At 40.6% G+C, this 14,437-nt stretch carries 13 protein-coding genes; 1 reads left to right on the top strand and 12 read right to left on the bottom strand.

Going from position 1 to position 14,437, the window contains the following annotated elements:
* Positions 1-3: 3 nt before the first annotated feature.
* From FC87_RS03835 to aspS, 3 genes are all read right to left on the bottom strand, one after another.
* Positions 4-1,164 carry a CDP-glycerol glycerophosphotransferase family protein gene (locus tag FC87_RS03835; RefSeq protein ID WP_056961673.1) on the bottom strand — a complete coding sequence of 387 codons (1,161 nt, stop codon included), beginning with the start codon at positions 1,162-1,164 and terminating at the stop codon, positions 4-6.
* 33 nt (positions 1,165-1,197) lie between these two features.
* Positions 1,198-2,076 (bottom strand): YitT family protein, encoded by an 879-nt coding sequence (locus FC87_RS03830; protein ID WP_009167223.1) that lies wholly within the window; start codon positions 2,074-2,076, stop codon positions 1,198-1,200.
* 105 nt (positions 2,077-2,181) lie between these two features.
* Positions 2,182-3,963, bottom strand: coding sequence for an aspartate--tRNA ligase (gene aspS / locus FC87_RS03825; RefSeq protein ID WP_035421342.1), 1,782 nt, complete (start codon positions 3,961-3,963; stop codon positions 2,182-2,184).
* Between the two features lie 322 nt (positions 3,964-4,285).
* Here aspS and FC87_RS03820 point away from each other — a divergent pair, with 322 nt between their 5' ends.
* Positions 4,286-5,131 (top strand): N-acetylmuramoyl-L-alanine amidase family protein, encoded by an 846-nt coding sequence (locus FC87_RS03820; protein WP_035421343.1) that lies wholly within the window; start codon positions 4,286-4,288, stop codon positions 5,129-5,131.
* Between the two features lie 210 nt (positions 5,132-5,341).
* Here FC87_RS03820 and FC87_RS03815 read toward each other — a convergent pair whose 3' ends face one another.
* The 9 genes from FC87_RS03815 to lepA form a co-directional block, all read right to left on the bottom strand.
* On the bottom strand, positions 5,342-5,980 hold the full coding sequence (locus tag FC87_RS03815) for an HAD-IA family hydrolase (RefSeq protein WP_054689798.1): 639 nt from the start codon (positions 5,978-5,980) through the stop codon (positions 5,342-5,344).
* 10 nt (positions 5,981-5,990) lie between these two features.
* Positions 5,991-6,428 (bottom strand): D-aminoacyl-tRNA deacylase, encoded by a 438-nt coding sequence (gene dtd / locus FC87_RS03810; RefSeq protein ID WP_035421347.1) that lies wholly within the window; start codon positions 6,426-6,428, stop codon positions 5,991-5,993.
* 12 nt (positions 6,429-6,440) lie between these two features.
* A complete protein-coding gene (locus FC87_RS03805; protein WP_056961671.1) occupies positions 6,441-8,660 on the bottom strand; it encodes a RelA/SpoT family protein in 2,220 nt (739 codons plus the stop codon).
* 61 nt (positions 8,661-8,721) lie between these two features.
* Positions 8,722-9,462: an RsmE family RNA methyltransferase gene (locus tag FC87_RS03800; RefSeq protein WP_035421352.1), complete on the bottom strand. Its 741-nt coding sequence runs from the start codon at positions 9,460-9,462 to the stop codon at positions 8,722-8,724.
* A gap of 1 nt (position 9,463) precedes the next feature.
* Entirely contained in the window at positions 9,464-10,348 is an 885-nt protein-coding gene (prmA, locus tag FC87_RS03795; RefSeq protein ID WP_054689814.1) for a 50S ribosomal protein L11 methyltransferase, read from the bottom strand.
* Between the two features lie 56 nt (positions 10,349-10,404).
* Entirely contained in the window at positions 10,405-10,713 is a 309-nt protein-coding gene (locus FC87_RS03790) for a hypothetical protein (protein ID WP_009167232.1), read from the bottom strand.
* 145 nt (positions 10,714-10,858) lie between these two features.
* Complete coding sequence (locus tag FC87_RS03785) at positions 10,859-11,248, bottom strand: VOC family protein (protein WP_009167233.1); 390 nt, start codon at positions 11,246-11,248, stop codon at positions 10,859-10,861.
* 417 nt (positions 11,249-11,665) lie between these two features.
* Positions 11,666-12,439 (bottom strand): (S)-acetoin forming diacetyl reductase, encoded by a 774-nt coding sequence (locus FC87_RS03780; RefSeq protein WP_009167234.1) that lies wholly within the window; start codon positions 12,437-12,439, stop codon positions 11,666-11,668.
* An 83-nt stretch (positions 12,440-12,522) separates the two neighbouring features.
* Positions 12,523-14,340 (bottom strand): translation elongation factor 4, encoded by a 1,818-nt coding sequence (gene lepA / locus FC87_RS03775; RefSeq protein WP_275452989.1) that lies wholly within the window; start codon positions 14,338-14,340, stop codon positions 12,523-12,525.
* Positions 14,341-14,437 lie beyond the last annotated feature (97 nt).

Raw genomic sequence — 14,437 nt, 5'->3', positions numbered from 1 at the left:
TAGCTAAGCTCCCTTATGATTAGTTGCCAATACGTAGCGGTCTAAAACACGCTGATACACATGTCCGTCATTATAAGTATTCCACATTTGATTAAAGGTTGTAAAATCTGTAGATTGTTGTTGACAAATTGCTACGGCTAATTCTTGCGGAGTAGTGATGGGAGCTGTGGGGAGCCAAGCTTGAAAGTCGGGCTGAATGCCCGGAACCTTCTTAAAATCTTCCAAATCATACATATAAAAAATTGCCTGGCGCTGTCCCCCCATCAAACTATAGTCAAAAGCATATGAGGAATAATCGGTAACAAAGGTATCAGCAACGGTCATTAAATCAGTGGTACTAAATTCATCATAAATTTTAACCCGCTCCTGGTGCAGTTGATCCAAGTGTAATTGACTCCGATCAACTTCTTGATACAGTTTAATAGCTACTATTGCGTCTGGATCTGCCGTTAAGGCGGCAATTGTTCCCAGCGGTGGATTAATCTGACCGGTTCGCCGAAAAGTAGGCGCATATAAAATTACGCGTTTGTTTTTTAATTCTGGAGCAGCTAAATAAACTCGTTTTTGAACTTGCGTCAGCCATTTATTGCTAAACAAGCGATCAGACCGAGGTGAGCCCATCGGAAGTAACTTTGCTCGCTTTAAAGCAAAGCTTTCTTTGAAAATCAAGCCCATCTGAGGTGACGATAACAAGAACTCATCAAATTGATTGTAAACTTGTTGATGACGGCGACGCTGCAAGAATGATTTTTGGAGGTTTCGTGGGTTTTTCCAGCCAAATCGCTTGATACTCCCATCTGCATGCCAGAGTTGGACAATTTTCATTTTGGTCTTAGGACGTACCAGTCCGGCTAACAACGAGTAGTAATTATCGCAAAACAGCACCCGTGCCGTCATCAGGCGAGGAATTTGCCTCAGAATAAACCACCAATTTTTGTGTAATGGAATTGTTTCAATCCCAAAAGCCTTTAAATCATAAGCAGCAACCAAAACACGCGGATTATACCAGACAACTAGCTTTTGATCATTAGGTAATGTTGCAGCTATCCGTTTAATCAAGTGGAGATTGTTACTATAACTCATTAGATAGTAAACGTTTTTTTTCTTGCGAAAATAACACAAACTAGAAACTAATCTGATCAACCAAGTATAAATAACTTTCATTTTTACCTCGCGAACTTTGTTTCTTTAAATAAACTACTTTGGTTTACTTTCATAAAAACGACCAAAAACTTCGTCAACATCAACTGCTACTGCAAAAGCATTCGGATCTGCTTCTTCGAGTGCTTCTTCAAGTTCACTCCGCTCATAGCGAGAAATTACCGTAAACAAAATTGTCTTTTTATCGTGACGGTAGGCCCCCTCGGCATTGTGTACCAACGTAATCCCGCGACGTAAATGATTTTGTACACTATCGATAACTGTCTTGGGTACATTCGTAACAATCATGATTTGCATCTGTTGCTGTCGTGTATATGTCATATCCATTACACGAGCATTTACTAACAAACCAATTGCAGAATAAAACGCATACGGCCAGCCATATAAAAAACCAGCAGAGACAATGATTAGAGAGTTAAACAAAATATTAATTCGTCCAATTGAATGTCCGGTTTTTCTTTGAATCACAATTCCCAAGATATCAAGGCCACCAGTTGAAATTTGATTTTTAAGCGCTAACCCTGTTCCAAATCCATTAACTGCTCCTCCAAAAAGGGCACAAACCAAAGGGTCATGAGTTAGTGCAACCGGGTGAAGAATTTTAATCATCAAACTAGCCAATAAAACCGATAAAAACGTAAAAAAAGCAAACTGATGACCAATTTGTTTCCAGGCCAAAAAGAGTAATGGTACGTTTAGTAGAAATAGTCCCAAAGCCGTTGAAATGGTAAAAGAAAAATAACGTTGCGAGAGAGTTGTCAGCAATTGAGCAAATCCCGTGACCCCAGAAGAATAGATATGCCCAGGTGTCCAGAAAAAATTAATTGCAATTGACACTAACACCGCATACGTAAACGAAACAGATGCCTTCTTTAAAACCTGATGGCGCTTAATAATTCGCTGTACATCACTCATCAATTGGACCCTCTAAAAATTACTAGGTAACATCTTCATTATAACATTTCACTAACTCAAAAAAGAAAGTTGCAATTTCTGCAACCTTCTTCTCCCAACTGAAGTTTAGTCACTTCGCTTCGCATCAATTTTAATCCCTAAATCAGCAAGTTGATGGTTGGCAACTGGCGTAGGCGCATTTGTGAGCGGATCAATGGCCTTAGAATTTTTAGGAAAGGCGATTACATCACGAATATTGGGACGTTGTGCTAGTAATCTAGTAAATCGATCTAGTCCAATTGCCAATCCCCCATGAGGCGGGAAGCCATAGTCAAGTGCCCGTAAGAAATAGCCAAACTGTGCCTCAGCACTTTCTTTAGTAAAACCAAGCGCTGCAAACATCTTTTCTTGAAGTTCACGAGTATGAATTCGGATTGAACCACCACCCAGTTCTAAACCATTCAAAATGATGTCATAACTCTGGGCATGAGCTAAATGTGGATTCTCTCCGGAATTTAGATAATGCTCATCTCCAGATCTAGGCATCGTAAAGGGATGATGTGCTGCTGTCCAGCGTTCTGCTCCCTCATCATATTCAAAGAGTGGCCAGTCTACAACCCATAAAAAGTTAAATTGATTGTCCGGAATCAAATTCAACTCAGCTGCAATGGCCGTTCGTAGATAACCCAACGTATCAGCTACAACTTTGGCACGATCAGCAGCGAATAACAACAAATCACCCGGCTGTGCTCCCGTCCTTGCTAATAATTGTTGCTGTAAGGTCTCGTCTTGAAAGAATTTAGCAATCGGACCGGTCAATCCATCATTAGTCACTTTTAGCCAAGCCAGACCCTTAGCACCGAATCTTTTTACATACTCTGTATAGCGATCAATTTCTTTTCGCGAGTAGCGCTGTGCCCCATCAGGAACAGCAATAGCTTTTACTTTCCCATGCTGAGCAACCGCCTGCGAAAACACTTTAAAGTCACTATTAGCAACGACTTCAGATACATCTTTAAGTTCCATTCCAAACCTAGTATCAGGCTGATCAGTTCCAAATCGATCCATTGCTTCTTGCCAACTAATCCTTGTAAATGGAGTTTTAATATCAAGATCAAGCGCTCTTTTAACAACAAAGCGGATTAGCTTTTCTGTCAAAGTTTGGATTTCATCTGAATTCATGAACGATGTTTCCAAATCAATTTGGGTAAATTCTGGTTGTCGATCACCACGTAAATCTTCATCCCGAAAACACCGAGCAATCTGATAATAGCGGTCAAAGCCAGCCCCCATCAACATTTGTTTGAATTGTTGTGGGGATTGTGGCAGGGCATAAAAGGAACCAGGATAAAGGCGTGATGGAACAAGATAGTCCCTAGCACCTTCAGGAGTCGAAGCGGTTAAATCAGGCGTCTCAATATTCAAAAAGCCCTGCTGCTCTAAGAACTGATGGGTGGCCTGAATAATGCGGCTCCGAATTAATAACCCTTGCTGCATTACCGGCCGTCTCAAATCCAAGTAACGATATTTAAGACGTAATTCATCAGTTGCGTTGGTATTGTCAGTTAACGCAAAAGGAACTGGTTTTGAGATACTAAGAATCTCGATCTCATTTACGGCCACCTCAACCTTACCGGTAAATAAATCAGGATTAATTTCTTTTTCGGATCGAGCATTCACCCGTCCCTTAATTTGAACAACGTATTCCGGTTTTAAATCCTGAGCTGCCTGGAAAGCAGCCGGGGCTTCCTGCTCACTAATAACTAGTTGCACAATGCCGGCCCGATCGCGCAAGTCAATAAACATTAGGCTCCCTAAATCTCTTTTTTTGGCAACCCAGCCATCTAGACACACTTGCTGATCTAAATATTGCTCGTTAACTTTTCCTGCATAGGTTGTTCGCTGCATTAAAATTTCGTCCTTTCAAAAAAACCATGCCAAAACTGCGTCAAGGGCGCATTAGCACGGTACCACCTTTATTTATAACTATCAGATTATTTAAATATCTAGGTTTGTCTTCACTAGTCCTTAATTACGTTTTCCCACTCCCAAACGCTCGCTAAAAATCAGTAACTAGTTACTTGGAACCATCATCAACAATTTTGCATACCTAGCGTATGCAAAATTTTAGTAAAAGTCAAGCTTGCTCTAAACCAAAGATGTTGCAACTACTAGAAAAGTTATATGATAATAACAGCCAACTAACGTATCCACTAACGAGGAATTTATTATGAAAAAAAATGCTAATAATCATCGGGGACTTTTATTCACCATTTTAGTTAGTAGTTCTACGATCTTACTACTAGGCTTTTTGTTAATAAGAAATAATCTCACTGTTCCCAGTAATAACCTACTCGTTAAGAGTGGTCCCAACCTAACCAATCGAACGGTAGGTCGTTTGCAACGTGGTGAACGGGTGCAAATTTTAAGCCGAGACCACGACTGGGTCAAAGTTGTTTATCACCATCAACACGTGGGCTGGGTTCCAAACTGGCTTTTAACCAACCACCATCTCAAAAAGGCCACTCCCTTATCAGAGGCAACGATTGTCTTAGATCCAGGTCACGGTGGCAATGACTCCGGAGCACTTGCAGCCAATGGTCAACAAGAAAAAAAATATACACTAAAGGTTGCTCAAAAAACTAAAAAAATCCTAGAAACGCAAGGAAGCAACGTTATTCTCACTCGGCAACATGATCAAAGCGTATCCCTAAAAAAAAGACCGAAAATAGCTACTAAAAACCACGCGAATATTTTTATTAGTTTTCACTTTGATTCCTCTGAGACCGAAAATAGCGGAAGTGGTTTTACTAGCTATTACTACCATCGTGGTAACTCTCACCAACTAGCCGAACGCATTAATCATAAGTTAAACGTGCTTCCCCTTGAAAATAAAGGGGTCCAATTCGGGGATTTTTTAGTAATTAGGGACGTCACCGTTCCCTCGGTCTTACTTGAAATGGGCTACATTAACAGCAATCAGGATTTCCAGCAAATCAACAGCGTCGCCTATCAAAATCAGGTAGCAACAGCTGTTGCAGCCGGAATTAAAACCTACACCCAAAAATATAAATAAAAATCGTTTGGTAAAATCCTTGCCGAATCGAATAATTCTAACAAACCTCTGTTAATAACCAGTAATTACCTCCAATTGATCAATGGAGATTTATGATTTCAAAATTTTTTTGGGGAACCATGAAAAGAAGCTATTACTCTTAGTTCGGTTGATATTAGTCGATCTCATCGGTTATTTACTTTGGAAAACCAGATGATTTTTTAATAAATCTTAATGACCTGCTAATAACGGTTTTAACTCGCTCAAATCTCTAATAATAACATCAGGGTGCCCATCATCAGTGATCAGATAATCCTTATCAAAAAGGATTGTCTGCAATCCAGCTCGTTGCCCGGCAAGGATATCTAGTTTTCGATCCCCAATCATCGCCGTGTTCTCCCGTTGCAATTTTGAGTGTTGCAACAAGTATAAAATCCCTGCTGGGCTTGGTTTTCGAGCAAAACCCTGTTGGCTGGTCACCACTCCAGAAAATTCAGAAATCATTTTTGCAGTCGTTAGTAGTTCGATACTCTGCTGATCTCGATGCGTTTCAAGTTCATTTTCGCCACCTTCACTGGTAACTAATTTAAGAACTTCGTGACTATGTGGCATTGGTTTGGCAAGTTTAATTTCCAGTTGTTCCCATTTATGATAGCTTGCCGAGAGCTCAGTAATTGATAATTTAAATTCAGCACTAAAACGCTGTAACGCTGCTGCTAATGAATGCACCCGTAGTTGTTGATAAATTTGTTCCGCATCAATTTCGATTTCATCAATTCCATTTTGAGCTAATGCTTTCGCAAAAGCCGTTACCATAGTTGGATAAGTATCGAAAAGCGTGCCGTCAAAATCCCAAATCAAATTATGCATGCGTATGCTCCTAAGCTTCCATTTCAAAGGTTACCGGACCATCATTTTCTAAGCTGATTAGCATGTCAGCCCCAAAAATCCCGGTCTTAACATCTGCTCCGTGTGAAATAAGTTGTTGATTAAATTCATGATAGAGTGCTTGAGCATGCTCTGGGTCCCCTGCATCTTGAAATGAAGGGCGATTTCCACGACGTAAATCTGCTAACAGGGTGAATTGTGATATCGAAAGGATTTGTCCTCCAACTTGAAATAAATTTAAATTCATCTTACCAGCTGGATCCGAAAACATCCTTAATTTACATACCTTAGCAGCCAACTGAACAGCTGAAGTCAGTTGGTCATGCGCGGCCACCCCAACAAAAATCAAGCTTCCAGCCCCAATTTTATTAACCAGCTGTCCGGAAACTGTGACTTGAGCGCTTTTCACACGTTGAATTACTAATTTCATACTAACCCTTCTTTATCCTAAATCCCGGTAAACCGTTGCAACTCCGGGTACCGCTTTGAGATTTGCAATTACTTGATCTAGTTGATCCTTATTCTTTACATTGACCACGGTTCGAATCGTTAGTTCAGTGTCATCATGAACTTTCCCATCAATTGACGTTAGCGTCACGGGACTGTTATTGAATCGTTTAACGACATCATTTAAAATATCGTTTCGGTTATCAGCAAAAATTTTTAACTTCGTTGGATATTTAATCTGATTGGTAGAAATCGTTTGCCAATGTGCTGCAATCAAGCGATCTGGAAGCTGATTTGAGACATTATGACAAGTTATTTGGTGGATGGTAATACCATGTCCCTTTGTAATATAACCAATAATGCGATCGCCTGGAACCGGTAAACAACAATGGCTCATGTGAACCAAAACATTATCAGTTCCTTCAATAACAACGTTATCAGCAGGATCATTGCCACTTAGCGGTTGCGTTGACTTAGTTGAAAGCGATTGGTGCTGATCTAGCAAGTCATGCGTAGCTTGTTTAGCATCTAAGCGTGATTGTGCCTCTCTCAATTCACTGGTAAAGCGGTTGGCAACCCCGACTGCGTGAATATCACCAAAACCGAGTGCTGCCAGTAAATCATCCCGTGTCCGATAATGCATTTCTGCGATGACTCGATTCCAATTATCAGCTGTTAACACCGCGCTAGGCTCAAAACCATCGGTTTCCAACTGATCGTTCAACAACTCAACGCCCACCTTTACATCATTTCCACGATGTTGTTTTTTGAAAAATTGATTAATTTTATGCTTAGCGCTATTGGTATGAACTAAATCTAACCAGTTTTTACCTGGTCCAGTTGAATTAGTTGAGGTAATAATCTCAACAATATCTCCATTTTTAATTTGGTAATCCAAAGACACCATCTTACCATTAACCTGGGCACCGGTTGTTTTATTGCCAACTTCAGTGTGAATTGCATACGACATATCCAGCGGACCAGCCCCTTTAGGAAGCTCTAACACATCACCATTCGGTGTGAAGGCATAAACCTTGTCAGAAAAAAGATCTCCTTGAACCTGATCCATAAAATCAGCTGCTGAATCCGTCTCTTCTTGAATTTCAATGATTCTTTTAAACCAGTTTAACTGCAGATTATTCTCATCTGAAGTCACTTCATCGGTCTCTCCCTGTTTATAAGCCCAGTGCGCTGCAACCCCATACTCAGCAATCCGATGCATCTCTCTCGTTCGGATCTGGATTTCAAGGGGTTTCCCTTCTGGACCAACGACCGTAGTGTGGAGTGACTGGTAAAGGTTGGCTTTAGGCATCGCAATATAATCTTTAAACCGCCCTGGCATCGGCCGCCATTTAGCATGGACAGCTCCTAAAATCGCATAACAATCTTTGACCGTGTCCACAATAATTCTAATCGCAGACAGATCATAAATTTCAGCAAATTTTTTATGCTTGTCTACCATTTTTTTGTAAATTGAATAAATATGCTTTGGACGACCATAAATTTCGGCATCAATGTTAAAGTCAGCAATCGAGGCTTGCACTTCTTGAATAGCATTGGCAATATAAGATTCTCGCTCATTTCGCTTTGACTTCATTGCATGAGCAATTTCATAGTAAGCAGTGGGATTTAGGTAACGTAAGGACATATCCTGCAGCTCCCACTTAGTGGTTCCCATCCCCAGCCGATCTGCGATTGGAGCATATACATCTAATGTTTCACGAGCATATTGTTGTTGTACATCCTCTGGCAAATGCTCCAAAGTATCCATATTGTGCATTCGATCAGCCAGCTTGACGATCATCACACGAATATCTTTGCACATTACCAGCAATAATTTTCGATAATTCTCAGCAAAAGCTTCACGCGTAGAGTTATATTTAATTTTACTGATCTTAGTGACACCATCAACAATTAAAGCTACATCTGGGCCAAATAATTCTCGCACATCACCCAGCTCAACACCGCTATCTTCGACAATGTCATGTAAAAAACCAGCTGTAATCGTCACTGCATCCATCTTTAACCCAGCTAGGATCCCTGCTACCTGAGTTGCGTGTACAATGTATAGTTCACCCGACTGACGTTGCTGATTTCCGTGGGCAATCGAAGCGAATTGGTAGGCTCGCTTGATTTGACGCACCTGCTCATCCGAATTATTTTGTGCAACTTGCGCGAATACTTCGTGCGGCTGCCAAATTTTCAAGCTCGGCATTACCAACATCTCCAATCAAAAAATCAATTTAGTTCGTTTTATAGACGATAATGTAACCATTTTAGCATTTTAGTTCGTAAAATGCAGAAACAGCACTTAAAAAATACAAAGGAGCCGTTTCTGCTCGTAAAATTCTAGGTCCAAGTCCCATCGGCCAAAAGTCGAGGGCTGCTAACTGAGCTATTTCAGCAGGACTAATTCCCCCCTCTGGTCCAAACAAGGCTACAATCCTGCTCTGAACCGGAGTTCTAGCTAAGGTCTTGGCTAGTTGTTGATGCTCGTGTTGCTTAGCTGCCTCTTCGTACGATACCAGCTTTTCATCCCAAGCTTGCAAGTTATTTAATGCTGGTAAGCCACTGGTATACATTACAGTTGGTATTACATTACGGTGCGATTGTTCCGCTGCCCCTTGAGCAATCTTTTGCAAGCGTAGCAGCTTTTTTTCACTTTTTCCTTGCCAGCGAGCGACCGACCATTCCATCGGCAAAAAAACGATCTTGGTCGCTCCTAGTTCGGTTGCTTTTTGGACAATAAATTCGGCCTTGCCACTTTTAGGAACCCCACAGGCAATCGTCACCTGCACTGGCAGTTCTGCCTGAAAATTTTTACTAGCGGTAATTGCGATTAAACCTGTCACCGGATTAATTAATTTACCTAAATAAACTTGTTGATTATTATCAACAAATTCGGCACTGGAGCCAGACTTTGCTCGCAAAACTTGAATCCAGTGTTTCCTGATTTCAGAAGGTAAAACTAGCTCCATTCCAAGCTGAAGGTGTTGCTGTAGAAAATAGTGCTGCATCTTACCGCTGCTCCTTACTAGCAATTAGGGCGTACCACTTTCCCCTGGTCAACGTCTGCTCGATTTTCAGATGTTGCTGATTAAGCGCATTCGTAACCTTGGCTAACTGATCTACATAAATTCCGGCTAAAATAAATTTCCCCGTTGCAGTTAAATGATCATTAACTTGCGGAATTAACAACAATAAAACTTCTGCCAGCATGTTAGCCACAATTACATCAGCAAGCTGATCCTGTTCAGTGAGCAAGCTCTGCTGTTTAACCTGATGATTGAGCTTCATTACAGGGTTATTAGCAAAATTTCTTTGCGTTGCAGCAACCGCGATTGGATCATTATCTCCAGCAACGATTTGCAAAGCTCCCAAGGAACGAGCTGCGATACTCAAAACACCTGACCCACAACCAACGTCAAATACCGTTTCTTGACCCCGTAAAACTGTTTCCAATGCTTGGAGTGCTAACTTTGTGGTCGGATGTGTTCCCGTGCCAAACGACATTCCTGGATCAAGGCGAATTACCCGTTCATCACTATTTGGCATCGGCTCATAATCACTCCATGTAGGCGCAATGGTTAGAAACCTAGTGATCCTTTCCGCTTGATATGATGCTTCCCAATTTGTTTTCCATTTACCGTTAACCGGTTTTATTTCAATTTTAAACGGATGAGGGTTAATTCCAAACTCCAGCAGCCGGTCAATTTGTGGCTGTAAAATAGTGCTTTTTGTTTGTAAAGTTTGTTTCGTTGTGGCATAAACTGTCACAGCAACTTGCTTCATGGCATAATCATCTTGCCATTGTAGCCCATCAAAATCAGCCTCCATCAATAGATTTTCAACGGCGGGAGCGGCCAACGCCGGCATTTTAATGGTCATTTGATACAAATCCATAAAATTATCCTTATCCATTATTATAAAAAAGGCATCCGCTGAATGGATGCATCCTGTTATTTATCTAGTCCCAAGCGAATTAGTTTTTGTTCATGTGACGCCAAGTGACCCGTTAAATATTTCAACAAACTATGCTCAGTCTTAAAAATTCTCGGATGGCGTTGCTTGTGAAGACGCAAATCAATTTCCTTTATTTTTTGTCGTCCCGTCCAACCATGTCCATAACGAACAATAATTCGATTATTTAATTGATCCTTCCCAAACCGAAAGATATAAACGCTGTCAGGAGTCATAAGCGGACGGATGTATCCCTTTTTGTAATGATAACCATTTTCCCGTAGGAATTGTTTGGTTGAAGCTAACATGCTAACATCCTCCTTCCCTTTTTGAGTCGATTAACTATGGTTTTAATACTACTGGAGCTCATCGTAAATAACAAGGCACGAAATTATAACAAATTAACAAAACAGCAGACGCCAACTACACGCCTGCTGCTCTAAATTACTTGAATTATTTCACAATCTCACAGAATTCAATTTTTTCGTGGTTAGGTCCGTAAATATTAAAGAAACGAATTCCCTTATCCCAAAATGGACGGGTTTGAATTTCATTTTCCTGAACGTCTAACCCTAAATCTTTAGCATCCTGCAACGCAGCGGCAGCATCGTTGGTGTTGAGAGAAATGTGATTAATTGCACCATCTGCATTAGCAATCGCGTCACCTTCCCAAGTTTCAATCATTAAGGTATCGTACTTCATGAAAGCACAACGATTCCCTTCATATAAAAACTGACCAACTTTCTCAAAACCAAGCTTTTCATAAAAAGCAATGGTTTGATCTAAATCGCCAGAAGGAATTCCAACGTGTTGTAAGCCAGTGAAATTTTTCGAAAATGCCATGATAATCTCTCCCAGTAGTTTTATTTTTCACACATGTGAAATTAATAACAACTATATTATATCCCATTTTTCTTAATTAATAAAGTTATGTCATTAATTAATAGATATAATCGCAACAACCTCACCCAACGTTGTTAAAAACCTGCTAAGTTAGTAAGCTTGCTACAATTGCCAAATGGTCAGGATTGAACAAATAGCCTAAGGTGCCTTTTATGAATGCATAAAACCACGAAAGTACAATTCCCAACCGAGGGCTGCTTAGTGATAACTGGTTGCAGCCCTCCCTTCTCCATTGGTTCTTGTTGACAGTTAATTGTACTAGCTAGTTATTTATTTATTTGCAAAAAAAGAACCCGCTATGGATTCTTTTGTAAAGCATGGTTTGACTGCCATATTCAAATTTTAATTGCTGCCCGTCTAGTTAAAGACCATGCCTCCGTCAATCAACAAAGATTGCCCGGTCATGTAATCAGCATCGGAGCTAGCTAAATAAGAAACACAGCCAGCTACATCTTCTGGTTCAGACAAACGTTTTAAAGCAATATCTTTAGCAAATTGTTGCATTCCCCATTCAAATGGTTTGCCGGCTTCCTTTGCCACATTGCGAGCAATATCAGTCATCATCGGGGTTTTTACAATCCCTGGACAGTACGCATTTACAGTAATATTATCAACAGCGAGTTCCTTGGCAGCTGTTTCCGTAATTCCACGAATGGCAAACTTAGTCGAACCATAGACTGTTAAATTCGGATTACCAGTCATTCCAGCTTGCGAAGAAGCATTTATGATTTTCCCACCATGTTGCAATTTACGAAACTGTTTTGCTGCCGCCTGAATCCCCCAAATGGTGCCACCCACGTTGATTCGTTCTGTTTGAGCCAAAATTTCTGGTGTCACATCCTCAATTGGAGTGGTTGGGGCAACCCCAGCATTATTAACAATGACATTAAAATCACCAAATTGCTGGGATGTCCGTTCAACAGCCGCAAAAACTTCATCTCGTTCGGCGACATCCCCAACCAATGCCAGTACTGATCCATGATCAGCCTGAATTTTTTCCGCTACTTGTTCAACTTTGCTCAATGTCCGACCAAACAAAGCAACGGCAAAACCATCTTGATGTAAACGCCAAGCAATTGCAGCACCGATTCCTTGACCTGCTCCAGTAACCAAGGCTACTTTTTTATTCATTAATGATATCCTCCAACAAATTATTTACAACCATTATTATACTATATTTCACAAAATAATTATTCAGTAGTCAAATAATCAGCTTAGTTTTCCTGTTCTTCATCGGTTTGTAATACTGTCATAAACGCAGCTTGTGGAATTTCAACCTTTCCAACTGATTTCATTCGCTTTTTCCCACGTTTCTGTTTTTCTAAAAGCTTTGCTCTTCGATCAGGATCACCCGTATGAATCCGAGCTGTTACATCTTTTCGATACGCTTTAATATTAGTTCGGGCAATAATCTTAGCACCAATCGCGGCTTGAATTGGAATCTCAAAATTTTGTCGTGGAATAATTTCTTTTAGCTTTCTCACAATTTCTCGACTACGTTCCTCAGCAAACTGGTGATGGGAAATGAAACTTAAGGCATCGACTTGATCACCATTTAATAAAATATCAACTTTTACTAAATCACTTTTTTGATATTCACTAACTTCATAGTCAAGTGACGCATATCCACGGGTACTGGCTTTTAATTTATTGAAGAAATTAAAAATGATTTCTGATAGCGGCATCTGATAGATTACATTAACTCGAGTGCTGTCTAAGTAATCCATAGTTACAAATTGACCCCGGCGCGCCTGGCAAAGCTTCATTACCGCCCCTACATATTCATTTGGAACCATCACCGTCGCTTTAACATAGGGTTCTAGAATAGCTCTGATTTGTGAGGCATCTGGCATTTCAGCTGGATTTTCAACTTCAACTGTTTCATCAGAATTTAGTTCCACTCGGTAAGTAACTGAAGGGGCAGTTGTAATTAGATCAACATCAAATTCTCGCTCTAATCGCTCCTGAACTACATCCATATGCAACAACCCTAAAAAGCCACAGCGAAAACCGAACCCCAAAGCCTCTGATACCTCTGGTTCAAATTCAAGCGCAGCATCATTTAATTTAAGCTTTTCTAAGGCCTCGCGCAGATCTTCGAATTTTGCGTTATCGGTAGGATATAAACCGGCATAAACCATCGGAATCATCTCTCGATAACCAGGCAAAGCTTGTTCCGTTGGATTGTTTACTTTAGTAACCGTATCTCCGACACGTGTTTTAGTAATATCTTTGATGCTAGCTGTTAGGTACCCGACATCCCCAGCCATAAGGTAATCGCGAGCAATTGGATGGGGCGAATTAACCCCCACTTCCGTCACTTCATATTCTGTTTTACTATTCATTAATGAGATTCGATCCCCCGCCTGTACGGTTCCAGCGAATAATCGAACACTCAAGACCACACCTCGATAATCGTCATAGATAGAATCAAACACTAATGCTTTTAAGGGAGCTTCAATGCGGCCAGTTGGTGCTGGAATCCTTGCTACAATTGCTTCTAGAACTTGATCGACATGTAAACCAGTTTTAGCACTAATCTCAATGGCCTCACTAGCATCAATTCCAATCACATCTTTAATCTCCTGCTTAACTTTTTCTGGTTCAGCTGAGGGCAGATCTACTTTATTGATTACCGGCAAAATTTCCAAATCATCATCAAGTGCCAAATAAACATTTGCTAAGGTTTGGGCTTGAATCCCCTGTGTCGCATCTACAACTAAAATTGCCCCCTCACAAGCGGCCAAACTCCGAGAAACTTCGTAGGAAAAATCCACATGACCGGGGGTATCGATTAGATGAAAGACGTAATCAACTCCATCCTGCCCATGATAAGTTAATTCCACTGCATTTAACTTAATCGTAATTCCGCGTTCCCGCTCTAAATCCATATTATCTAGGAGTTGGTTTTTCATTTCTCGTTTTGAAACAGTTTCTGTTAACTCTAGAATCCGATCGGCAAGGGTTGATTTGCCATGATCAATATGAGCAACAATCGCAAAATTCCGAATCCGTTTTTGTCTTACGTTCATTTCATCATAGTTCACGTTTCGTACCTGCTTTCTGCTGCAACTCTTAATGATTATTTCAATTATAGCAAGCTGCCCCGATGGAAACAAATTCGGGGTA

This window comes from Fructilactobacillus florum DSM 22689 = JCM 16035, from assembly GCF_001436645.1.
GTDB lineage: Bacteria > Bacillota > Bacilli > Lactobacillales > Lactobacillaceae > Fructilactobacillus > Fructilactobacillus florum.
The sequence above is the reverse complement of the archived record's forward strand: the minus strand, read 5'-3'. Positions and strand labels throughout refer to the sequence as shown.